Origin of the sequence: Sodalis sp. RH19 (genome assembly GCF_047324215.1) — a bacterium.
Taxonomy (GTDB): Bacteria; Pseudomonadota; Gammaproteobacteria; order Enterobacterales; family Enterobacteriaceae; genus Acerihabitans.
Map to the genome: position 1 here is coordinate 4,049,089 of NZ_CP178734.1, position 22,999 is coordinate 4,072,087.

Below are 22,999 nucleotides of genomic sequence, written 5' to 3' on the forward strand. Positions count from 1 at the left end.
TAGCGCCTGGCCGCGTAGCGGCCGGAATAACGCCCGGGTTTCCTCTTGCCATAGCATGCACAATGTCAGGCCTCCTGTTTCGCAACGTTGCGAAAATGACTCGGCGCCGTGCCGATAATGCGCTTAAAGGCGCGGCTGAAGGACGCCTCGGAGTCATATCCCAGCCGCTGGGCCACCTCGGAAATGCGCGCGGAATCGCGGATAATCCACTGCCGCGCCTGGTGCATACGCACCTGCGCGACATAGCGGGCCGGCGTTTCCCCAACGATGGCGGCAAACTTGCTGGCGAAGCTGGAGCGCGACGCGCCCATCACGCCGGCCAGTTCGGACAACGGCCAGTCACGGTGGGGCGCCGCGTGGATAGCCGCCAGCACGCGGCCGATTTCCGGGTTGCGCACCGCGGCAATCCATCCCGCCGCGCTGCCGCAGCCGTGTTCTACCCAGGCGCGGATAATCTGCGCGGCCAGGACATCGGCCAGGCGCGTTACCATACCGCACGCGCCCACCCGGTTCATCGCCACCTCGCAGCCCATGGCCTCCAGCAAAGGCACGATCGCCGGCTCGTTACGCATCAGCTCATGGGCGCGCATCATATCGGGCATCATGCGCAGCAAAGGATGCAGGCTATCAAGATTAAAACGCATGGAACCGTAGAACAGCACGCAGTGCTCGCCTTCCTCGCCGGCGTTTAAATCGAAGAAATTGCCGGTAATCGATTGACACTGCCAGCGGGGAAACGCCTGCGGCGCCACGCCCGGCGCGCTTGCCAGCGCGTGCGCGCTGCCGCGCGGCAACAGCACCGCGTCGCCCGCGTTCAGCTCTTCCCATGCGCCGGCCGGGGTCTGCAGCCAGCAGCCTTTTTCCGCCACAAACAGAAAACAGGCGTCCTGGCGGGCCGGAAACGCAAAGGCCCAGGGCGCGGCAAGTCGGCAGCGGCCATATTCCACCCCGTCCAGTCGCAGTCCCCGCAGCATATCGGTTAAAGGATCGTTTAACGGCGGCGCGCCAGATTTGGACGAATTGTCAAGCATTACGGGTTTCCTAGCATGGATGTTCCAACTCTTCAACTGTACCATCCGGATCATACCTTGCAAAGAATCTCGTGGAGTCTCCATGTCAGAAAAGTCCTGTACCGGTGATGAAAGCTTGTCATGCCCTGGGGCGCGTACCGATAACGGGCGCTCCGCCGCGGCCTGGAGCGCGGTGGTTTCACTGTCGCTCGGCGTATTTGCCCTGGTGACGGCGGAATTTTTACCCGCCAGCCTGCTGACGCCGGTCGCCGCCGATTTGGGCATTTCGGACGGTGCCGCCGGGCAGGCGGTAACGGCGACGGCGCTGGTGGCAGCCATCGCGGGCCCCGCGGTGGTGCTCGGCACGGGCAAAGTGGACCGGCGCATGGTCGTCTGGGGGCTGGCGCTGCTGCTGGTGCTGTCGAATCTGCTGGCCGCCGTCGCCGCCAATATCTGGGTGCTGATCGCAGCCCGGGTGCTGCTCGGCATAGCCCTGGGCGGCATCTGGTCGCTGGCGGCCGCCATTGCCCTGCGCCTGGTGCCGGCCCGGTTATTGCCGCGGGCCATGATGATTATTTTTACCGGCGTTTCGGCGGCCACGGTTTGCGCCCCGGCGCTGGGCGCCTATCTGGGCGATATCCTGGGCTGGCGCGCCACTTTTCTGGCGGCCGCCGGCATCAGCATCGCCGCCTTGCTGGCACAACTGGTCACCCTGCCCCGGCTGCCGCCGGCGGATGTGCCGAGCCTCGGGACATTTTGGCTGCTGCTGCGCCGCCCGGGCATCCGCATCGGCCTGGTTACTGTGATATTCGTCATCTCGGGGCATTTTGCCGGCTTTACCTATGTACGCCCTTTTTTGGAACAGGTGCCGCACTTTGACGTGCGCATGATTTCCCTGGCGCTGCTGGCTTTCGGCATCGGCGGGTTTTTCGGCAATCTCGCCGGTGGCTTTATCGCTGAACGCAGCGCCCGCCTGGGCGTTGGGCTGGCGGCGCTCCTGCTCAGCGTCATGGCAGCGTTGCTGCTTGCCTACGGCGCGTTGGCCGGGCTGGCTTTTGCCGCCACGGCGACCTGGGGTTTTGCCTTTGGCGCGCTGCCGGTAAGCTTCCAGACCTGGAACACGCTGGCCGCGCCCGATCATGCGGAAACCGCCGGCGCCCTGCTGGTGACGACGTTCCAGATCGCCATCGCGCTGGGCGCAGTGGCGGGCGGCCTGTTGGTGGACGGCTTCGGGCCGCCGGGCGCCATCGCCTACAGCGGCCTGACGCTGCTGGCCGGCGGCCTTATCATGCTGATCGCGGGCCGGCGCAGCGAGCAGCGGCCGGCGTAAAGCGTCGCAATTTTATACCGCTAAACAGCCATGGCTATAAAATATAGCCATGGCTATACTTAATCCCATGTTTTTATTGTCTTTTTTTTCCCGCGATAACGCTGTATCATCCCCTCTTTCACTGATTAACCGGTATGCGCCCGCCGCGCAGGACGAACAGCGGCAGGATCGATGCCAGGCACCACCCGGTAATAATAATGAATATGTACGCCACCATGATCCTCGCCTTCGCCATGTCGATGGACGCCTTAGCCGCCTCCATCGGCAAAGGGGCGACGCTTGAACGCCCGGGGCTGAAAGAGGCGCTGAGAACCGGCGCCATCTTTGGCGCGGTGGAAGCGATCACGCCGGTAATCGGCTGGATAATGGGCATTGCCGCCAGCAAATACATCGTCGCCTGGGATCATTGGATCGCCTTCATCCTGCTGGGTATCCTGGGCGGCAGAATGATGATTCACGGCTGTTTTAACAAAACCACCGACGATCTGCCGCCGCGCAGAAAACACAGTTTCTGGCTGCTGGTCACCACGGCCATCGCCACCAGCCTGGATGCCATGGCGGTAGGGGTCGGCCTGGCCATCCTGCAGGTGAATATCGTCACCACGGCGCTGGCCATAGGTACGGCAACGCTGGTCATGACCTCATCCGGCGTGCTGCTTGGCCGCTTCCTGGGCCCGGTCATGGGTAAATGGGCCGAGATCCTGGGCGGCATGGTGCTGGTCGGCATCGGTTGTCATATCCTGATCGAGCATCTCGGCCTGTTCAGCTAAACCGCGGCGCCTTATGCGCCGAAGCCATGGGGGCCGAGGGCCTCGACCAGGTAATCGACAAAAGACTGGATCCGGGAAGACAGCGCCGTATTACGATAATACACCGCATTAATCGGCTGGCGGACATCCAGCGTCTGCCGCTGAAACAGTTGACACAACCTCCCCTCCCGCCGATCCGCGCATGTCATAAAATCCGACAGGCAGGTGATACCGGCGCCATTGAGCGCCAGTTGCCGCAATGTTTCGCCGCTGGACGCGCGGATGGACGGCTGGATATGCAGCGGCAGCCCGCTGTCATCGGGCAGCGGCCATTCATTCAGCGCCTCGGGTTGGTTAAAACCCAGCAGGGTATGCCGGGATAATTCCGCCACGCTTGCCGGCGTGCCGCGCGCGGCCAGATAAGCGGGACTGGCGAGCACGCGGATGCGGCTGTTGCCGATAAGCCGGGCGTGCAGCGTGGAATCCTTCAGCCGCCCGATGCGGATCGCCAGATCGGTGCGTTTTTCCAGTAAATCGATAATGCCCTCATTGCTGTTCAGCTCCAGCGCCACCTGGGGATAGCGCGCACAATACCCCGCCACCAGCGGCACGATGACGTGCAGCATAAACGGCGAGGCGGCATCCACGCGCAGCAGCCCGGACGGCTGGTTACGCCGCATGGACAGCAATTCCTCCGTCTCCTCGACGGCGCGGACGATATCCCGGGCGCGCTCGAGAAAGGCCCGGCCCTCCTCGGTCAGTTCCAGCCGGCGCGTGGTGCGCCTGAGCAGCGTGGTGCGCAGTTTCTCTTCCAACCGCCCGAGGGTGCGGCTGGTGGCGGAAATGGTTTGATCCAGCTGCGCGGCGGCGGCGGTAATGGAACCGCTGTCCACTACCGCGATAAACGCCTGCATTTCATCAAGAGTCGTTTTCATATTTGATTAATTATCAAATATGTTTGCCGGATATGCCACTTTTATGAAATATATTCCCGGCAATGGTTTTACAGCGGTTTTGCCGGGAAAAACAGGCTGAACCGGGTGAGCCGTTTACTGCTTTGCGCATGCCACCTGCCCTGATGCAGCATCATGATGCTGCGGACAATGGACAAACCCAGCCCGCTGGCGCTGGCGTCGCCGGTACGCGAAGCGTCCGCGCGGTAAAAACGGTCAAAAAGGCGTTCAAGGTGCTGCGGCGCAATGTCGGGGCCGGTATTCTCCACGCTGATGGTGGTTCCCTCAGGCTGCTGCACGGCCCGCAGCACGATGGCCGTGCCCGCGTCGGCATAACGTATCGCGTTGGCCAGCAGATTGGCCAGGGCGCGGCGCAGCAGCTCGGGGTCGGCCCACGCCGTGGCGCCGTCCCGCGCACAGACCAGCGTCAGGCCGCGTTCTCCGGCCGGCCCTTCAAAATACTCGCTCAAACGCCCGAATTCGTCCGCTAACGACAGCATCACGCGCTGGATGGCATGGCCCGCATCCCCGGCCCGGGCCAGGAACAGCATATTGTCAATCATTTTTGCCAGGCGCTGCAGTTCTTCGAAATTCGAACCCAGCAGGTTTTCATAATAGTCATTATCACGTTTGAACCGCATCGCCACTTCCGTTTGCCCGAGCAGTATGCCGATGGGGGTGCGCAGGTCGTGGGCCATATCGGCGGATACCTGGCTAAGCTGGCGAAAGTTGATTTCCAGCCGTTCCAGCATGGTATTAAACGCCGCGATCAGTTCCCGCAGTTCGGGCGGCGCATGGGTGATACCGATGCGCCTGGACAAAAAGCGGACATCCATCATGGCGGTTTCAGCGGCCAGGCGGCGCAGCGGCGCCAGACCCCGGCGGGTGAAAATCCAGGCCAGCAGCGCGGTAAGCACGGTGGCGATCGACGCGACGAGGATGATCTGGTTGCGGTACATGGCCAGGGTACGGGTGCGCTCCGACATCAGGCGACCGGTGGTGATTTTTACCTGATAAGGCGCGCTGGCGACGTTTGCCAGGGCGGAGGCGGAAATAAAGGGAATGCCGCCGGCGGCCACCGCATGCTGTACGGCGGCGAGCGTCAGGGGCGCGTCCGCGGGCACCGGATTGATGTGCGGAATGGGCGAATGGCCGGGATTGATTTCAATCAGGGGGGGCCGGTCGGTAAATTGCAGCACCAATAACGACTCCGTATTGCCGAGCATATTGGCAAACAGGCCGGGCTTATCGTGAATCAGCGTCATGACGTCTTCATTGAGCAACAGGGTACGGATCTGCTCGACGCGGGTGATTAGCGCCCCGTCGTCGCGGATAATCAGCTGTTGCTCAAGAGTACGGTACAGGGCGTATCCGACGGTGGCCATGACCAGCATGACCAGCATGGCCAGGGCCGATGACAGGCGGGAGGTCAGCGAGAAACGTTTCATGTTTCGTCTTCACAGCGATAACCCACCCCATGGACGGTATGGATCAATGGCTTGCCGAACGGCTCGTCTATTTTCTGCCGCAGACGCCGCACCGCCACATCCACCACGTTAGTGTCGCTGTCAAAATTCATATCCCACACCCTGGAGGCAATCAGCGAGCGGGTCAGCACCTGCCCCGGGCTCAGCATAAACAGATGCAACAGGTTAAACTCCTTGTTGGTGAGGTCGACGCGCACACCGTTGCGCTCCACGCGCCGTTTGGCGACATCCATCTGCAAATCGGCGACGGCCAGCACGTCATCCTGCCGGCCCTGTCCCGCGCGCCGCAAAACAATCCGGATGCGCGCCAGCAGCTCGGCGAAGGAAAACGGTTTTACCAGGTAATCGTCCGCGCCCAGCGCCAGCCCTTTGAGTTTATCCTCCAGGGTGCCTTTGGCGGTGAGGAAGATCACCGGGGTATCAATCCGTTTGTCCATCACCTCCATCACCGACCAGCCATCCATTCCCGGCATCATCACATCCAGCAGGATCAGATCGTAGCGTTCTTCCAGGGCCATATGCAGGCCGTCCACGCCGCCCGACGCCACGTCGACCACATAACCTGATTCGGTCAGGCCGCTGCGCATATAGTCCCGGGCCTTGGGTTCATCTTCGATGACGAGAATCTTCATATAATCTCCGGCGCGGCCTGTCGCGGCCACGGTTTAGTCTAACGCATGGCGCGCCGCCTGTTCTATCAGCGCCGCGACCTCTTGGGGATGGGATTCGTATACCGAATGGCTGGCGCCGGCGACTTCCACCGTATGACTATGCGCCCGCGCCGCATACATCCGCTCCAGGTCGGGACTGATGATTTTGTCGGCCTGCGCCACCATGTACCAGCTCGGCTTGGTTTTCCAGGCCGGGTCGGCAATATTGGCGGTAAATACGCTGGCCGAGGTCGGCATCTGCGCCTGCGCCTCGAACTCGGCCTGTTTGCGCGGCAGATCGGCGGCGAAATCCGCCGGATAATTTGCCGGGTTGATGTACAGGTAGCCGTCGGGCGTTTTGGCGAAAGGTCGCGCGGTGTTGGGCATTTTTTTACCGTTACTGGCCTCGGTTTCGCCATTATCCAGGGCGTGGGCCGCGATATACACCAGGCCGGCGACATGGGAATCGTTACCCGCCTCCGTAATGATGGCGCCGCCGTAGCTATGCCCCACCAGCACCGCCGGACCGTCCTGCATGGCCAGCGTACGTTTGGCGGCGGCCACATCTTCCGGGAACGATGTCAGCGGCTCCTGCACCAGTGTGACGTGATAGCCGTCCCTGGTCAAAATATCATACACCGGCCGCCAGCCGGCGCCGCCGACAAATGCGCCGTGCACCAGGACGATATTCCTGACCGGCGCGGCCTGGGCGGAAACCATGCCTGCCGTAAGCAAAAGCGCGCAGGCGGCGGATGACAACATAGTACGGGTTAACAAAATACGCATGATTTTAAGCTCCATATACCGTGGTGGCAGTGGTCTGTACCACTTGTTTCAGGTAAGGAGTTTACGGCCCCGGCGCTGACACCGGCCTGACGCAATCATGACAAAGTTATGACGACGGCGTGGTCCCTGCGCAAAGCGTCAAACCGGCATCGCTGCCGCCCCGAAATTATTCGCTGGGACAGGCGTCCCGCGAAATAGCATTTCCCGCCTTATAGCGTGCGAGATAATTGATTCTTTCAGCGAGCCAGTCAGGTTTTATCCCTGCGAAGATCGCAAAGAAACGGTTAAACGGCACAGGAACGAAACGGCAGGAAGCATGATTATTCTCCGGCCGGCCGGGAATAATCCCCTGGCCGAGATTGTTGGTTAAGCGTGGCCGCCGGGGACGGCCGCGCGGCAACGGCAGGCGGTGCTACTAATGCCGGGCGTCCTGATAGGCGATATAATCGCCGGATTAAAAAGGATGTCCTGATGACCAGAAAAACAACATTCAGCATGGAGTTCAGGCGGGAGGCCGCAAGCCTGGTGCTCGATAAAAACCATACCTACAAGGAAGCCTGTGACGCCACCGGGGTGAACGAAAACATACTGTACCGCTGGGTCGCGCAGCTGCGGGCTGAACGCAGCGGCATCATGCCGCCGGGCATGGCGGTCACAGCGGATCAGCAGCGCATCCAGGAGCTTGAGGAACGCATCAGGTGCCTGGAGATGGAAAGGGATATCCTGAAAAAAGCCGCCGCGCTGCTGATTACGGACGATTTTAAGAGCCTGCCCCGGGAAAATGGGCCAACATCACTCCTGCCGCCCCTGCCAAAACAGCACAAATAATTCCGACTGCGTTTTCACGCCCAGCTTGGCATAGATATGCTTTTTATGGGCGCGCACGGTTTCGATGGAGATACACAGGCGACGGGCGATTTCCTTGGTGGAGCAGCCGCTTAACATGAGCTGCGTCACCTCGCTTTCGCGTTCGGTCAGCATTTCGGTGCCCGGCAGGCCGGTCAGGAAAGGAGAGGCCACGCTCTCGGCGCGGGCGGTTTCAAAACGCATGCGCTGGCGCATCAGCGGCAGCAGCCAGGCCACGGACAGCCGCAGGAAACCCATGTCGTGATCGCTGAAACGCCGCGCCCCGCCCAGCGATAAACACAAAATCCGCCGCTCATCCAACACCAGGTTTAACTGCACTTCATCCTCGACGATATTGCGCTGGAAATAACGGCGGTAATACTCGGAGTCGCGAAAATGGATCGGCGCCACCTCGTCCAGGCGCTGCAGCCCGCTGCGCGGATTGGCCCATACGCCAAGGTAAAAGGGGTCCAGCAGGTATAGGCCTTTCTGATAATCCAAAAACAATTTGGCGTCGCTGCCGTCACTTTCATCACTTTCGGCGAAGATCACCGGCGGCGCGTCGCGGATAAACAGCAGCGCCACCCAATTATCGAATACCAGCCGTCCATGCAAATAGCGCGCGGCTTTCAGCCAAAAATCCGCCTGGTCCAGGCTATCGATCAGCAGCCCGATTTCATGGTGCCAGGCCAGGTCATCCATTGATAAGTAAAGCTTATCACCCATTTGAGTCATCCCCGTTCGTGTTATAGGCAAGCATATCCCTACATGCATAATCGGACTAATGATTAACGCCATAAATATGCACAAAGGATAACAGTGTATGCAGCTTGAATTAATACAGGCACGCAACCGCGAGGGTGATATCAAAGGCAATATGGCGCAGGCAGTAATGCATATCGAACGTTGCAGTCCGCAAACACAGCTGGTGATTTTTCCGGAAACCTTTCTGACCGGCTTTGCCGAAAACGGCCATGTGGACGATCGCGCCCTGCGGCTGGACGGGCCGGAGATCGCAACGCTTAAGGCACTCAGCGTCCGGCGCGATATCGCCATCGCCATCGGCCTGCTGGAACGGGATGAACAGGGCGTCTTCAACACCACGGTTTTTATCACCCCGGAAGACGGCGTGGCGTTTAAATACCGCAAAACCCATTTATGGCCGGATGAACGCGCGCTGGTGCTGGCCGGCGATCGCCTGGTATGCGGCCTGTGGCGCGGCAAGCGGATCGGGCTGCTTATCTGTTATGACATTGAATTCCCGGAAACCGCCCGCGCCCTCGCCGCCATGGGCTGCGATCTGCTGGTCGTGACCAATGGCAATATGGATCCCTACGGTCCGGTACACCGCCATGCGGCGCTGGCCCGGGCGTTCGAAAACCAGATTTTTTTCGCGATGACCAACCGCGCCGGCGCCGGCGCCGGTTTCACGTTTGCCGGCGAAAGCGCGGTGGTGGATCCCTATGGCAACCTGCTCGGCGCGCTGGGCAGGCAGGAGGCGACGCTCAGGGTCACGCTGGATTTTACCCTGCCGGAAAAAGCCCGCAGCCAATATCACTATCTCAAGGACCGCCGGCTCATGTTATCCGGCCATATGGAAACCTGCCCCGACGGGCAACGCTGGTGGCCGCTTTAACGGCTTAACGTTCATTTTTTAAACTTGATGTTTAGTAAAACTAAACACACACGGGAGTTTTCCATGTCGGCATTTAAAAAGACGCTTACCACCGGTCATCTGGTGCTGTTCGGCCTGGCCTATATGACGCCGATTATCGTTTTGGGCACCTTTGGCGTGCTGGCGCAGATTACCGACGGCCATGTGCCCGGCGCCTATGTGCTGGCCCTGGTGGCCATGCTGTTTACCGCGTTTAGCTACAGCCGGATGGCCAACGCCTTCCCGGTGGCGGGTTCCGCCTATATGTACGTGCGCAATGCCATCAGCGATAACCTGGGCTTTCTCGCCGGGTGGGCGATACTGCTTGATTACCTGTTCCTGCCGATGGTGATCTGGCTTATCGGCGCGGTCTACCTCTCCTCGGCGTTTCCCGCCGTTGGGCAATACGTATGGCTGCTGGCGTTTATCGCCGTGACCACATGTATCAATATTATCGGCCTGAAAGTCGCCAGCGCCGTCAACAGCCTGCTGATGATAGTGCAACTGCTGGTGCTGGCGGCCTTTGTGGCTCTCGCGGTGCATTATATCTGGGGCGACGCGTCCCGGCCGTTCTGGAGCCTGGCGCCCTTTACCGCCGGCGGCGCCCATCTGCTGCCGCTGCTGGTCGCCGGCGCCGCCGTGGCCTGTTATTCCTTCCTCGGGTTTGATGCCATTACCACCCTGACGGAAGAAACCATCGACGCCAAACGCAGTATTCCGCGCGCCATTATGCTGATTACGCTTATCGGCGGCATTATTTTTATCGCGGTGTCCTGGTGCGTACAGCTGGCGCACCCCGGCGCGGCATTCGCGAATACCGACGCGGCCGCATTTGAGATTGCGCGCAATATTGGCGGCGATATTTTCGTCACCCTGTTTATGATTGGCCTGGTCTTCGGCCAGTTCGCCTCCGGTATCGCCGCCCAGGCCAGCGCCAGCCGGCTTATCTATACCCTGGGCCGCGACGGCGTGCTGCCCCGGGTCCTGGGCAGGCTGGGACGCTGTAATACCCCGGTGAACGCCATCCTGCTTTGCGCCGCGGTCGCCCTGCTCGCTTTGTTTATGAGCGTCACCACTTCCACGTCATTTATTAATTTCGGCGCTTTCCTGGCCTTTACCCTGGTCAATGTGTCCGTTATCAGCCACTACTTCATCCGCCAGCGCCGGCGAGACCCCCTGTCCACCCTGCTCTATTTGGTTTGCCCGGCGTTCGGTGCCGTCGCGACCTTATGGCTGCTGGTCAGCCTGGATAAAACCGCCATGATATTAGGCCTGATCTGGCTGGCGTTAGGCGGGCTGCGCCTGTACGGGTTTCGTCGCACCCACCGGCAGCCGGCGCCGGTATTACATTTTAACGGCGATGCCGAGTAACCAAGGCGCCGGCATTCTTTCGCCCCTGCCTGGGGATGTCGCCCTGGACACCATGGCACGCCATGGACTGGGCCGCCGGCCACAGCGCCAGCGCCATATCCGCCATGGCGTCAAGCGCAGCGAATCCGGCGCCGTCGCGTGCCTGGATGGACATCCCCTGCTGGATGCTAAAGTACATCCGCGCCAGCGCCGCGGTATCGATGCCGGCCGCCAACTCCCGCTCCGCCACCGCCTGATCCAGCCGGGCGGTGAGCTTATCGATACCGCGCTGGCGCGATCGTTTCACCTGCTCGCCCAGCCGCGCGTTTCCTTCACCCGCCACATTCGACAGCGTCACCATACAGCCTGGCGGCCACGCGTCCCGGGTCAGGATGTGCGCCGAGCATTTAAGCCATTCCCCCACCGCTTCACGCGCGGTCGGCGCGGTATCCAGCGGCGACCATATCAGCGGCGCGATAGATTTTTCGTAGCAGGCCACGGCTTCCAGGAACAAGTCTTCCTTATTGCCGAATGCGGCATACAGGCTTGGCGAATGAATACCCATCGCCTGATAGAGCTCCGCCATTGACGTCGCGGTGTACCCCTTCTGCCAGAAGAGTCTCATTGCCGCGGCCAACGCCGCCTCGCGATCGAAACCCCTGGGTCGTCCTCGTGCTGCCATAACCTGCGCCTGCCCTCATTAATTATGTGTCGATCATTATAATAATACGCTTGATCTTCGGCGGCAATTCCGTTTAAGTTATTTTTGTATCGATTAACACATAAAGAGGAAGCGACCATGAATTCATTGCAAGGCAAACGCGCGCTCGTTACCGGCGCCAGCCGCGGCCTGGGCAAGGCCATGGCGATATCGCTGGCGCGGGCCGGCGCCGACGTGGCTATTACCTATGAAAAATCCGCCGACAAGGCCAGCGCGGTGGTAGCGGAGATTGAGCGGCTTGGCCGCAAGGGGCTGGCCATCCAGGCCGACAGCGCATCGTCCGGCGCGGTACGCGATGCGGTAAGCCAAACCGTGGCCGGGCTGGGCGGTCTCGATATCCTGGTCAATAATGCGGGCATCGCGCGCGGCGGCATGCTGGAGGATATGGCGCTTGAGGATATCGACGCGATGATTAACGTCAATATCCGCGGCCTGGTGGTCGCCACCCAGGCCGCGCTGCCGCACCTGGGGCAAGGCGGGCGCATTATCAATATCGGCAGTTGCCTGGCCGATCGGGTGCCGATGCCGGGCATTGCCGTTTATGCGATGACCAAGTCGGCCCTGTTGTCGCTGACCCGCGGCCTGGCCCGCGATCTGGGCCCGCGCGGCATTACCGTTAACCTGGTCCACCCCGGCCCCACCGACAGCGATATGAACCCCGCCGACGGCGAAGGCGCCGAGACCCAGCGCCAGTATATTGCGCTGGGCCATTACGGCAAGGCAGAAGACGTGGCGGCCGCGGTCACGTTCCTGGCGTCTCCGGCGGCGGGGCATATTACCGGCACCGGCATCAATGTGGACGGCGGTATTAACGCGTAGTCCTAGCCGTGGATGATGCCCTCCTGAGCCTCGCGCCAGGGCGGGACCGGCGAAAACCGTTCCCGCAGAAAACGCATGAACTGGCGCGTGCGCAGCGGCAACCCCTCACGCTGGTGGGTCAAGGCAATCACATTGGCGTCGGGGGTTTTCCAGGCCGGCATCAGGCGCACCAGTTCCCCTTTATGCAAGGCCTCCGCCACATCCCATTCCGAGCGCATGATAATGCCCAGCCCGCGCGTCGCCCACAGCCGGATAATATCGCCGTCGTTGCTCGCAAGCGTTGAGCGCACGCGCACGCTGCTGCTGGTGCGTCCGCGGGTAAAATGCCACAGCAGCACGTCTTCATTATTTTCACGCAGGGCGATGCAGGGCAGGCGGGCCAACTCTTCCGGCGAGCTGGGCTGGCCATGGTGGGCGATAAAATCGGGTGAGGCGCAGACAAAACGTCTGTTGGCGGCAATAGCATGGCCAATCAAACTGGATGACCGCAATTGGCCGATATGAATCACGATATCAAACCGTTCGGCGGCTTCAACCAGCGGGCGGTCCGACAGGGTAAGCGACATCTCGACGTCGGGATAGCGCTGCTGAAAATCCGCGGCCGCCGCCGCCAGGTAACGCCGGCCGAAGCCAAACGGGGCGTTGATTTTCAAGGTGCCGGCAAAACCGCTGCGCCGCTTATCCAGCTCATGCATCAGGGCATCGTACTGCTCCACTAGCTGTTTACCGCGCAGGCATAACAGTTCCCCTTCGCCGGTAAAACACAAGCCCCGTGCGGATCGGTCGATCAAGCGCACATTTAGCCGCTTCTCTATGGTCTGCAAACGCTGGGTCACCGCCGAAGGGGTCAGGCCCAGCTGATGGGCGGCGGCCACGAGGGTATCGTTATCGCGAATCGCCAGCAGCAGCTTCAGATCCCGCATATCGTGCATAGGACATTCCTGAATCTGGGATTAATAATGATAAATTATCATAGTCACCGCCCGTTACCATACTACTGTGACTAATATTGCCATCCTGCTAAATGCATGAATCAAGTATTAAGTAGTACTGAATCATAGATACAGAAAGATTCAATTTACTCCGCCAGCGGCGGTTTTTTATACTGTCACTATTCAGCCGGAGGACCTATGCCCGATATAAGCGCCACCATGGAAACCCCTTACCTGACGCTGGATGTTGCGCGTCTGGACAACAATATTCAGCGCATGCGCCGCCAGGTTGCGCCGTTTAACGTTACGCTGCGCCCTCATGTGAAGACCAATAAATCCCTTCAGGTCAGCGAGCGTCTTTTTGCCGGGGAAAAAGGCCCGATTACCGTGTCCACCCTGCGCGAGGCGGATTTCTTTTTCGCCGCCGGCTACCGGGATATTCTGTACGGCGTGGGAATTGCGCCGAATAAATTAGCCCATGCCGCCAGGCTTATCGGCGCCGGCTGCCGGTTGCTGCTGATCCTCGATAACCTCGCCAGCGCCCGCGCGCTGACGGCCTTTGCCGGCCGTCACCAGGTCGATTTCGCCGTCCTGCTGGAAATTGATTGCGACGGCCACCGTTCCGGCGTGCCGCCGGCGTCGCCCTTGCTTATCGATATCGCCCGCGTGCTGCAAAACAGCAGGGTGCGGCTGCGGGGCGTCATGACCCACGCCGGCGGCTCTTATCACTGCCGCTCCGCCGCCGCGCTGGCGCAGTGCGCCATGGATGAACGCGACGCGGTGGTCACCAGCGCCGATATGCTGCGCCGGGCCGGTTTTCCCATAGAGATCGTCAGTGTGGGTTCCACGCCCACCGCGCTGTTTGCCCGCGACCTTAGCGGCGTAACCGAAGTGCGCGCCGGGGTATTCGCGTTTTTTGATTTGGTGATGGCCGGACTGGGTGTCTGTCGTGCCGGGGATATTGCGCTGTCGGTGGCGACCACGGTCATCGGCCATCAGCCGGCCAAAGGCTGGACCCTTATCGATGCGGGCTGGATGGCCCTGTCGCGCGATCGCGGCACCGCGGCCCAACCCGTCGATCAGGGGTACGGCCTGGTGTGCGATAATCAGGGCAACCCCATCGCCGACCTGATCGTCGCCGACGCCAATCAGGAGCACGGCATTATCGCCTCCCGTTCCGGCGCGCGCGATCTGCCGGCGCTGCCGATCGGCACCCTGCTGCGGATATTGCCCAACCACGCCTGCGCCACCGCCGCGCAGTTCAGCGGTTATTACCTGGCCGATACCCAGCCGCCGGTATTCTGGCCGCGCATCAACGGCTGGTAGGCAATACGGGGCACGTCAAGGCGGACATCAGCGCCATCGCGCAACCAGACTAAGGCCAGGCAAGGAGAAACCCATGGACCAAACCGCTATCCAGGCAGGGGCACCCGTATTGCCGGTGGAGCTGGTGTTATTTGATTTGCTTACCGCCGTGCTGGACTCATGGACGGTATGGAACCGGGCCGCCGGGTCCGAAGACGCGGGGCGCGCCTGGCGCATGGCCTATCTGGGGCTGACCTACGGCTGCGGCGCCTACCGGCCTTATGAAACCCTGGTGGCGGAAGCCGCCGCCGGGGTCGGACTGGGTCAAGCCGCCGCCCGCCGCCTGGAGGAGGGCTGGCGCGATTTGCGTCCCTGGCCGGAAGCCGCGGGCGTGCTTAGGGCGTTAGCGCGGCATTACCGGCTGGGCGTGGTCACCAACTGCTCGCAGCGCCTGGGTCTGGCCGCGGCCCTCAGCGTTGGCGTGCCCTTTGATGTGGTGGTCACCTCGGAACAGGCCGGCTTCTATAAACCCGATCCGCGCCCCTATCAACTGGCCCTGGATATCGCCGGCGTCAGCGCCGACCGGGCGGTATTCGTGGCCGGTTCGGCCTACGATCTGTTCGGCACGGCCAAAGTGGGCCTGCCCACGTTCTGGCACAACCGGGTGGGACTGCCCGCCCCCGATGACGCCCCCCGGCCGGTGGCGGAGCTGGCGACGCTGGCGACATTGCCGCAGGAGATAAGGCGGCGGCGTTAAACGCGGCGCTGCCTCCTGGGTTAACGAATAACGCTAAAGCCCGCCGAATCCTGTTGCTCCACCCAATCTCCAGCGCCAGTCCCGGCACACGCGCAAATTCTCTGATATTATTGGTCACCAGCATGGCGCCGGGAAGCCTTCTGGCCGATTGTCCCGAAGCGCATTTCGGCGTAGGTGATGGCCGATACCACGATACGGTGATTACGCAGCACCCTCTGCTCCAGGTGTTTAAATCACTATATATAATTAACATTATAATTAAAATAATCTATCTATAACTTGCAAAAAATGAATAATGATTTTAAAAAATGGATGAACTTTACCGCCCACCCAACATCCAACCCTATATAAAAACACACCACAATAGTCTATTTTAAATAGCAGTATGCGAGCATTGCATTCCGGTTAGATTATTCTGGGTCATTTTTATTTTACTTAAAATAATTTTAAAGTGAATAATTGGCATAATTTTTTTAATTAACGCGTTTTTAATAAAAATAAATTTAACGAGGATATAAGATGAAAAAATTGCTTTGCATGCTATTACCAATCGTAACGCTTAGCCCACTCACGTATGCGCACACCACACATGAGTCAGTAAAGCTGAGGGAAAACGAGAGTGAGCGGATAAAAAGCTGTACCAGGCTGCTGCCTGACGGCCATGAGTACCTCATAGATATCAAAGTGGCGGTTGATAAAAAATCACCGGACAAACAGGATAAAATAACGAGGGAACTGAATATTAGCGACGAAACAAGCCAACCCGTCAGTCAGGACCGGCAAGAGCAAGTCAAACCTTTCCTCCAGTGTATGATCGATAATGTACTTTGATAGATAAAATGTGAAGACTTAGAGGGCCTGAATGCTAATCAGGCCCATTTCCGGCCATTGCGATTTCGGTAAGAGCGTTAACGGCACAGCCGGTAATATTGCCGCCATGCCTTCCTGGCCCAGGCGATAAGCGGGGCTGATTTTTTTGATCTGTCTCATTGTGATCGCAATTTCCCCACCATTTCCCCGGCAAAATCGGTAGAATTTTCGCCCCAAAGACGCCATCCGCTTAAGAGTTCCCCGTGCCGACAAGCCTGATCCGCCCCGAACGCCAGCTGTTCTCCTATCCGCTTTACTGGGCCGAATGTTTTGGCACCGCGCCCTTCCTGCCCATGTCCCGCGCGGAGATGGACCAATTGGGCTGGGACAGCTGCGATATTATCGTGGTCACCGGCGACGCCTATGTCGATCATCCAAGCTTCGGCATGGCGATAATCGGCCGCATGCTGGAGGCGCAGGGCTTTCGGGTGGGCATCATCGCCCAGCCGGATTGGCGCGGCAAAGCGGACTTTATGCGCCTGGGCAAGCCGAACCTGTTTTTTGGCGTTACGGCCGGCAATATGGACTCGATGATCAACCACTACACGGCGGATCGCAAAGCGCGCCATGACGATGCCTATACGCCGGGCAATCTCGCCGGCAAACGCCCGGACCGCGCCACGCTGGTCTATACCCAGCGCTGCAAGGAGGCGTTCAGCGATGTGCCGGTGGTGCTGGGCGGCATCGAGGCCAGCCTGCGCCGTATCGCCCATTACGACTACTGGTCGGATACCGTGCGCCGCTCGGTACTGGTGGATGCCAAAGCCGATATGCTCATTTACGGCAACGGCGAGCGTCCGCTGGTGGAAGTGGCCCATCGCCTGGCGGCGGGAGAGCCCATCGCTGATATCAACGATGTGCGTAATACCGCCGTACTGCGTAAAACGGCGCTGCCCGGCTGGACCGGCGTCGATTCCACGCGCCTTGATGCGCCGGGGCGTATCGAGCCCATGGTTAATCCTTACGGCGACGACCTGCCCTGCGCCACCCGGACGGTAAACGCCGGCGACGCCCGGCCGGTAAGCGTACGGGCGCCCAAACCCAAGCCCTGGGAAAAAACCTACGTCCTGTTGCCCTCGTTTGAAAAGGTCAGGAACGACAAGGTGATGTACGCCCATGCCTCGCGCATCCTGCATCATGAAACCAATCCCGGCTGCGCCCGCGCCCTGATGCAAAAACACGGCGACCGCTATGTCTGGATCAACCCGCCGGCCATTCCGCTGCTGACGGAAGAAATGGACTCGGTATTTGCCCTGCCTTACCAGCGCGTGCCGCATCCGGCCTATGGCAATACCGCTATCCCGGCCTACGATATGATCCGCTTCTCGGTGAATATTATGCGCGGCTGCTTTGGCGGCTGCGCGTTCTGCTCGATTACCGAACATGAAGGCCGCATTATCCAAAGCCGCTCGGAAACCTCCATTACGCGGGAAATCGAGCAAATCCGCGACAACGTGCCGGGCTTTACCGGCGTGATCTCCGATCTGGGCGGTCCCACCGCCAATATGTATATGCTGCGCTGCCAGGCGCCGCGCGCCGAGCAGACCTGCCGCCGGGCATCCTGCGTCTATCCGGAAATCTGCCCGCATATGGATACCAACCACGAGCCGACCATCAAACTTTATCGCCGCGCCCGGGCGCTGGCGGGCGTCAAGAAGATCCTGATCGCCTCGGGCGTGCGTTACGACCTGGCGGTGGCGGACCCGCGTTATATTAAGGAACTGGCGGAGCATCACGTTGGCGGTTATTTAAAGATTGCGCCGGAGCATACCGAGGCAGGTCCGCTGGTCAAGATGATGAAACCGGGCATGGGCAGCTATCAGCGCTTTAAGCAGCTGTTCGATACCTATTCCCGGCAGGCCGGCAAGGAGCAATACCTGATCCCCTATTTTATCGCGGCGCATCCCGGCACCCGCGACGAGGATATGGTGAACCTGGCGCTGTGGCTGAAGAAAAACCGCTTCCGGCTGAACCAGGTGCAGAATTTTTACCCCTCGCCGCTGGCCAGCGCCACCACCATGTATTACAGCGGTAAAAATCCGCTGGCGAAGGTGGATTATCACAGCGAAGAGGTGGTGATCCCGCGCGGCGAGCGCCAGCGGCGCTTGCATAAAGCGCTGCTGCGTTATCACGACCCGGCCAACTGGCCGCTGATACGCGAGGCGCTGACGGCAATGGATATGAAGCAGCTGATCGGCAACCGCAGGGAGTGCTTGATTCCGCCGGCCACCGTGGATGAGCTCAGGACGGGCAAAAAGCGGGATCGCAACGCTCAGCCGGCGTTAACGCGATTTACGGGGATGGGGGCACAGGCCGCGGGCAAGCCGGCACGCTCGGGTGGCAAGGCTCCCGGGCGAGGGAAAAAAGCAGGATAAGATCGTGCGCTATCCGTTTAATCGATAATTGCAGCCGCCATCGCAAAGTGGATAGGGTAAATTAAATGATTTAATCGAGAAATTTAATGCGATGACTTAAGAGCCTAATAACTCATTAGGCCCTTAAAAAATTATTTATTCCCAACCCAACTGGGATTCATCGGTACGTTAGGCATGGGCGCACTAATAGGCATATGATTCGCGGCCCTGCCTAACACATCGGTGGCAACCGCAATTCCGACGCCTACAGGAGTGGGAATAGCCCGCATAACCGTTGTTCCAATGCCTATTCCTAAAGGCAATAAACCATTGGTATTGTAATTAGTATTGCCCACGGGATTGGGTTGATTGCAGGCTGGGTTAGGGGTAATACCAAACTGTGGTCTGATCATAATTATCTCCTTTTGTAAAAAATGTTAATGAAATTCCATTTATTTATAATCTCACCAATATCAATAAGGTTTAATTCTTAAAAACATTAAGTGTGCAAAAGCAGCAATGAATAAACTTATGAAAAAAATAGTTATAAATACATCAAATGACATAATCAACTCAGGCGACGATGAGCTATAATTTCTGATAAAATAAGTAATAAAAAACAGGGTCATACATATGGAAAATACATTTATAAAATTAATCGTTTTATTTAATTCGGTTTTATTCTTAAAGTAAAAGCCCATTAATGATACTGAAAGTATCAACACGATCAATGACATTGTTTCTCCAGCGGTCAGCGCATGAGGTAACCCTAATGTTTATCCTTCAAAAAGTCAATATAGACAATGCACACAAGTTCGCCATGGTTTATTCAACAATATTTTTCAAGCACGCTCACATCATAACGATGACATGTTAAGTGAGCGTGCCATCTTGAACCGCATTACTGGGAACTATTCTCTTTTAGTAATTCAGTTAGTTCATTAATAGAATAGGGCGGTTTGCGCCGATGCAGCATAGCATGGCAATTCGGACATACGGGGCGCAGATCTTCAACGGGGTCGAGTTGATACTCCGCCCCGATCCCAGCCAGCGGCTTGAGATGATGGACGTGGATAAAACCTTTGCCGATCTCCCCATAGACCTTAGCAAAGTTAAACCCGCATACGGCACAAGACACGCCATGTTTATCGATGCACAGCCTACGCGCCTGGGGGTTGCGTTCATAGATATTCACTGAAATCGTTTTAGTGGCGCCTTCATAGAACTTTTCCGGCTCCACCTCTTCTTGCGCCAGCACCTCAACGCGTTGCTCTCCCGATTGTAGAAACCCCCATAGGATTTCAACCGGTCGTATATCGCGCACCTGTATCGCCTTGGCGTTGCCCGCGAAGGTGAAGGGGGAGCGATCGTCTGTGCGATAAAAGATGAAATTATTGCCTATTCCATCCCGCATTGATTTGATGGAAGGCTGATTGATATGGGAGTCGGTCTTGCCATACCACAACAGATCATCCCCAACGAATCTATTGCCATAGTTATGGCCCGTACGCCCCGGCATGCCGATATTACAAAAGATAAACCAATCCCCATCGTACTGGGTATAGCCGGTATTCCAACTGCCTTTTTGCTTTTCTACGGGAATACGGCACAGGGTATAAAGATCATTTTTGGTATAGCTATTCCCTACTACAAAATCATATATTGCCATTCCACTTTCCTGTTTGCATGACTGCAATCATTAATTTGCTTATAATCAATGATTACATATTACTACATATGATTTTGATTCTGGTACTATTATTACACCGACATCAACGTAACGTGCTGTCGTTTCCTCGCCTTTATTCGTTGGGGTGACGTCCCGCTACCCGGCCCGTCTGACCTTACGATCGGCGGTGGACTGCCCGACCATGAGTCCGCGATGCAGGTGGGTGATGGATTAATCGGCGGCGGGAATATTTCCGGCCAACTCAGCGACAATCGAGATAGTATGACCGCGACATAAAATTCCAGGACGGATATTAACGAGCCTCCAGTCTGGCATTTATGCATGCAAAAAATATTTTCACAGCATACAAATATTGTATAAGTTCTCTTTATACATATTTTGTATAAAACGGAAATATACCTATTGTGTATAAAAAAGCGATATCAACCTGAATCCCCGGGACGTTTAACATAAGTTCGTACAGCGCCCTTGTTGTTGAGACGTCATCCAAGGGCAAATGAGCAATAAAAAGGGCCGTCGCCGGCCCTTATTCAGTATGTCCGGCGGAGCGATTACACCTCGCGCTCCTCCACCGCCACCTTCTTCCTGGCGGCAAAGTTATAAATCACCAGCAGCACAAATACCCCGGTTATCGCCATGGTAATGGTGCCTCGGTCCATAAAGCGCGCCATGTTGCCCAGCATAATCCCCACCACGCCAAAATCGGTATCCGAGAAAGTAGTGTTGGCCAGGCCCATGGCGCCGAGCACCGGCAGCAGCGCCACGGGCAGGAAGGTGATTAATACACCGTGGGCAAAGGCCCCCGCCATGGCGCCGCGCCTGCCGCCGGTGGCATTGCCGAAGACGCCGGCGGTGGCGCCGCAGAAAAAGTGCGGTACTACGCCCGGCAGAATTAATACCCAGTGCAATTGCCCGAGGAAAAACAACCCCACCAGCCCGCCGATAAAACTGAAAATAAAGCCCAGCAGCACGGCGTTGGGCGCATAGGGATAGACAATCGGGCAGTCCAGCGCCGGACGGGCGTTAGGCACCAGCCGTTCCGAAAAGCCGGTAAAGGCGGGAACAATCTCCGCTAAAATCAAGCGCACGCCCTGCAGGATAATAAACACGCCGGCGGCGAAGGTTATCGCCTGCACAAATGAATAGACCAGATAGTTTTGGCCATGGCTGAACTGGCTTTCGACATATTCCCGGCCCGCTGAAATCGCCAGAATAAAATAAATAATCATCATGGTGATGGAGATCGAGATGGTACTGTCGCGCAAAAAACTCAGGTTTTTCGGCATGTTCATCTCTTCGGTGGATTTAGATCCCTTACCCACCAGCGAGCCTATCCAGCCGGAAAGAACATAACCCACGGTGCCGGTATGGGCCAAAGCCACCTGGTCGTTGCCGATGATCTTGCGCATATACGGCTGGGCCATCGCCGGAAAAATCGCCATCAGCAGGCCCAGCGTCAGGGACCCGGTATAAATCAGCTGCATGCCCGTAAATCCGGCCACCGACAAAATAATCGCCACCATACAGGCCATATAGAAGGTGACATGGCCGGAAAGGTAAATGTATTTCAGCCGGGTAAAGCGCGCGACGATAATGTTGGCCACCATGCCGAAAGCCATAATCAACGTGGTCGAGGCGCCATATTTTTCCAGGGCGATGGACACCATGGCTTCATTGTTGGGGATGATGCCCTGCACATCAAAGGCATGCTTGAAGATATCCCCCAGCGGCGACAGGGAACCGACCAGGACCGATGCCCCGCCGGCCAGCACCAAAAACCCCAGGATGGTTTTGACCGTGCCCTTGATGACGTCGGGAAAAGGCTTTTTCTGGGCGACCAGGCCGAACAGCGCCACCAGTCCGACCAGGATAGACGGCACCTTGAGCACGTCGACCACGACCAGTAAAAGGTTTTGTATAAACATAGCAACCTCAGCGGTAAGATGTATAACCTGTTATTGTTTCTGAAAATATTCGCTTATCTTGGTTTCCAGCTCTTTGATATCAATGATGCTGTTGACAATAATAAGCTTGTTTTCAGGTAGGTTGGCGCTATAGGCGATATCCCGGCCCATAACAAACACATCGGCCGCGTCCGGTGTTACCGACCCCAGATCCGAATGTTCAACGTCCGCGGAAATGTTCAGGTTTTTCAGGACCTTCTTGATATTCATTTCCATCATAAAGCTGCTGCCTAAGCCTGCGCCGCACACCGCCATAATTTTCATGCTTCACCTCGTTGGTCATAGTGAATAAGTGTCGATACTCAGTTAAAAACTGTTCACGATCTTGATTAATTCCGCCCGATCCCGCGCGTTAAATACGCTCGCCATCACGTCGTCATCCGACAAAAACTCCGCCAGTTGGGCAATCAGCTCCACATGGCTGTTGCCGTCAGGCGCGGCGAACATCACTACAAAATCAACCGGATCGTTTTCCTGCGCGCCGAACACCACGCCCTCGCGCAGCTTGAGGATGGACAACCCCAGGCGGTTGGCGCCTTCCTCCGGCCGGGCATGCGGCATGGCGATACGCGGCGCGATTACAAAATAAGGGCCGATGGCCTCTTTTTGCTTGATGATGTTCGCCACATAGTCCGCGGAAATAGTCCCGTCCTGTAACAGCGGCTCGGCCACCCGTTTGATGGCCTCCCGCCAGTCGCCGACGGTGTTGACATACTGGATGCGATCTTCATTTAACCATGTTGATAAAGCTGGCATATTTAACCCATTCAAT

At 58.0% G+C, this 22,999-nt stretch carries 23 protein-coding genes and 1 pseudogene; 10 read left to right on the top strand and 14 right to left on the bottom strand.

Translation table 11 applies throughout. The annotated features are described in order from the left end of the window. Positions 1-65: 65 nt before the first annotated feature. A complete protein-coding gene (locus tag ACL2XF_RS18310; protein WP_413727300.1) occupies positions 66-1,031 on the bottom strand; it encodes an AraC family transcriptional regulator in 966 nt (321 codons plus the stop codon). 82 nt (positions 1,032-1,113) lie between these two features. Between ACL2XF_RS18310 and ACL2XF_RS18315 the strand changes: the two genes are divergently transcribed. After that, on the top strand, positions 1,114-2,340 hold the full coding sequence (locus ACL2XF_RS18315) for an MFS transporter (protein ID WP_410012454.1): 1,227 nt from the start codon (positions 1,114-1,116) through the stop codon (positions 2,338-2,340). Positions 2,341-2,537: 197 nt separating this feature from the next. Next, positions 2,538-3,110 (top strand): manganese efflux pump MntP, encoded by a 573-nt coding sequence (gene mntP, locus ACL2XF_RS18320; protein ID WP_413727301.1) that lies wholly within the window; start codon positions 2,538-2,540, stop codon positions 3,108-3,110. An 11-nt stretch (positions 3,111-3,121) separates the two neighbouring features. Here mntP and ACL2XF_RS18325 read toward each other — a convergent pair whose 3' ends face one another. From ACL2XF_RS18325 to ACL2XF_RS18340, 4 genes are all read right to left on the bottom strand, one after another. After that, positions 3,122-4,024, bottom strand: a complete 903-nt coding sequence (locus ACL2XF_RS18325) for a LysR substrate-binding domain-containing protein (RefSeq protein WP_410012456.1) — start codon at positions 4,022-4,024, stop codon at positions 3,122-3,124. A gap of 68 nt (positions 4,025-4,092) precedes the next feature. Beyond that, positions 4,093-5,490, bottom strand: coding sequence for a heavy metal sensor histidine kinase (locus ACL2XF_RS18330; RefSeq protein ID WP_413727302.1), 1,398 nt, complete (start codon positions 5,488-5,490; stop codon positions 4,093-4,095). Next, positions 5,487-6,161, bottom strand: a complete 675-nt coding sequence (locus ACL2XF_RS18335) for a heavy metal response regulator transcription factor (protein ID WP_410012458.1) — start codon at positions 6,159-6,161, stop codon at positions 5,487-5,489. The genes ACL2XF_RS18330 and ACL2XF_RS18335 overlap by 4 nt, the downstream gene beginning before the upstream one ends. 33 nt (positions 6,162-6,194) lie before the next feature. Beyond that, complete coding sequence (locus tag ACL2XF_RS18340; RefSeq protein WP_410012459.1) at positions 6,195-6,965, bottom strand: alpha/beta hydrolase; 771 nt, start codon at positions 6,963-6,965, stop codon at positions 6,195-6,197. Between the two features lie 471 nt (positions 6,966-7,436). On the opposite strand from ACL2XF_RS18340, the gene ACL2XF_RS18345 reads away from it, so the two are divergent. Next, on the top strand, positions 7,437-7,793 hold the full coding sequence (locus ACL2XF_RS18345) for a transposase (protein ID WP_410012460.1): 357 nt from the start codon (positions 7,437-7,439) through the stop codon (positions 7,791-7,793). Here the strand turns inward: ACL2XF_RS18345 and ACL2XF_RS18350 are convergent. Next, the gene (locus tag ACL2XF_RS18350) at positions 7,758-8,537 is read right to left on the bottom strand and encodes a response regulator transcription factor (RefSeq protein ID WP_410012461.1); all 780 of its coding nucleotides are present in this window, start codon (positions 8,535-8,537) and stop codon (positions 7,758-7,760) included. The genes ACL2XF_RS18345 and ACL2XF_RS18350 overlap by 36 nt on opposite strands. Before the next feature lie 97 nt (positions 8,538-8,634). Here ACL2XF_RS18350 and ACL2XF_RS18355 point away from each other — a divergent pair, with 97 nt between their 5' ends. Beyond that, a complete protein-coding gene (locus ACL2XF_RS18355; protein WP_410012462.1) occupies positions 8,635-9,447 on the top strand; it encodes a carbon-nitrogen hydrolase family protein in 813 nt (270 codons plus the stop codon). Positions 9,448-9,510: 63 nt separating this feature from the next. Then, the gene (locus ACL2XF_RS18360; protein ID WP_410012463.1) at positions 9,511-10,836 is read left to right on the top strand and encodes an APC family permease; all 1,326 of its coding nucleotides are present in this window, start codon (positions 9,511-9,513) and stop codon (positions 10,834-10,836) included. Here ACL2XF_RS18360 and ACL2XF_RS18365 read toward each other — a convergent pair. Next, positions 10,817-11,497 (bottom strand): TetR/AcrR family transcriptional regulator, encoded by a 681-nt coding sequence (locus ACL2XF_RS18365; RefSeq protein ID WP_413727303.1) that lies wholly within the window; start codon positions 11,495-11,497, stop codon positions 10,817-10,819. The two genes, ACL2XF_RS18360 and ACL2XF_RS18365, sit on opposite strands and share 20 nt — an antisense overlap. A 117-nt stretch (positions 11,498-11,614) precedes the next feature. Here ACL2XF_RS18365 and ACL2XF_RS18370 point away from each other — a divergent pair, with 117 nt between their 5' ends. After that, positions 11,615-12,355 (top strand): 3-oxoacyl-ACP reductase family protein, encoded by a 741-nt coding sequence (locus tag ACL2XF_RS18370; protein WP_410012465.1) that lies wholly within the window; start codon positions 11,615-11,617, stop codon positions 12,353-12,355. Positions 12,356-12,357: 2 nt separating this feature from the next. Here the strand turns inward: ACL2XF_RS18370 and ACL2XF_RS18375 are convergent, their stop codons facing one another. Then, positions 12,358-13,287 (bottom strand): LysR family transcriptional regulator, encoded by a 930-nt coding sequence (locus tag ACL2XF_RS18375; protein WP_410012466.1) that lies wholly within the window; start codon positions 13,285-13,287, stop codon positions 12,358-12,360. Positions 13,288-13,485: 198 nt separating this feature from the next. Between ACL2XF_RS18375 and ACL2XF_RS18380 the strand changes: the two genes are divergently transcribed. Both ACL2XF_RS18380 and ACL2XF_RS18385 read left to right on the top strand, forming a co-directional pair. Then, a complete protein-coding gene (locus ACL2XF_RS18380; protein ID WP_410012467.1) occupies positions 13,486-14,613 on the top strand; it encodes an alanine racemase in 1,128 nt (375 codons plus the stop codon). 73 nt (positions 14,614-14,686) lie between these two features. Continuing rightward, entirely contained in the window at positions 14,687-15,349 is a 663-nt protein-coding gene (locus tag ACL2XF_RS18385; RefSeq protein ID WP_413727304.1) for an HAD-IA family hydrolase, read from the top strand. A gap of 122 nt (positions 15,350-15,471) precedes the next feature. Here the strand turns inward: ACL2XF_RS18385 and ACL2XF_RS18390 are convergent. Next, positions 15,472-15,579 (bottom strand): annotated as a pseudogene (locus ACL2XF_RS18390) (VapC toxin family PIN domain ribonuclease); the annotation flags it as partial. 289 nt (positions 15,580-15,868) lie between these two features. On the opposite strand from ACL2XF_RS18390, the gene ACL2XF_RS18395 reads away from it, so the two are divergent. Then, a complete protein-coding gene (locus ACL2XF_RS18395) occupies positions 15,869-16,180 on the top strand; it encodes a hypothetical protein (RefSeq protein ID WP_410012469.1) in 312 nt (103 codons plus the stop codon). Positions 16,181-16,422: 242 nt separating this feature from the next. Beyond that, a complete protein-coding gene (locus ACL2XF_RS18400) occupies positions 16,423-18,594 on the top strand; it encodes a YgiQ family radical SAM protein (protein ID WP_413727305.1) in 2,172 nt (723 codons plus the stop codon). Between the two features lie 131 nt (positions 18,595-18,725). Here ACL2XF_RS18400 and ACL2XF_RS18405 read toward each other — a convergent pair whose 3' ends face one another. The 5 genes from ACL2XF_RS18405 to ACL2XF_RS18425 form a co-directional block, all read right to left on the bottom strand. Then, entirely contained in the window at positions 18,726-18,986 is a 261-nt protein-coding gene (locus ACL2XF_RS18405) for a hypothetical protein (RefSeq protein ID WP_413721945.1), read from the bottom strand. A gap of 488 nt (positions 18,987-19,474) precedes the next feature. After that, positions 19,475-20,242, bottom strand: coding sequence for an HNH endonuclease (locus tag ACL2XF_RS18410; protein ID WP_413727306.1), 768 nt, complete (start codon positions 20,240-20,242; stop codon positions 19,475-19,477). A 572-nt stretch (positions 20,243-20,814) separates the two neighbouring features. After that, the gene (locus tag ACL2XF_RS18415; protein WP_413727307.1) at positions 20,815-22,188 is read right to left on the bottom strand and encodes a PTS ascorbate transporter subunit IIC; all 1,374 of its coding nucleotides are present in this window, start codon (positions 22,186-22,188) and stop codon (positions 20,815-20,817) included. A 30-nt stretch (positions 22,189-22,218) separates the two neighbouring features. Then, entirely contained in the window at positions 22,219-22,491 is a 273-nt protein-coding gene (locus ACL2XF_RS18420; protein WP_410012474.1) for a PTS sugar transporter subunit IIB, read from the bottom strand. Between the two features lie 42 nt (positions 22,492-22,533). After that, entirely contained in the window at positions 22,534-22,983 is a 450-nt protein-coding gene (locus ACL2XF_RS18425) for a PTS sugar transporter subunit IIA (RefSeq protein WP_413721940.1), read from the bottom strand. Between the last annotated feature and the right edge of the window lie 16 nt (positions 22,984-22,999).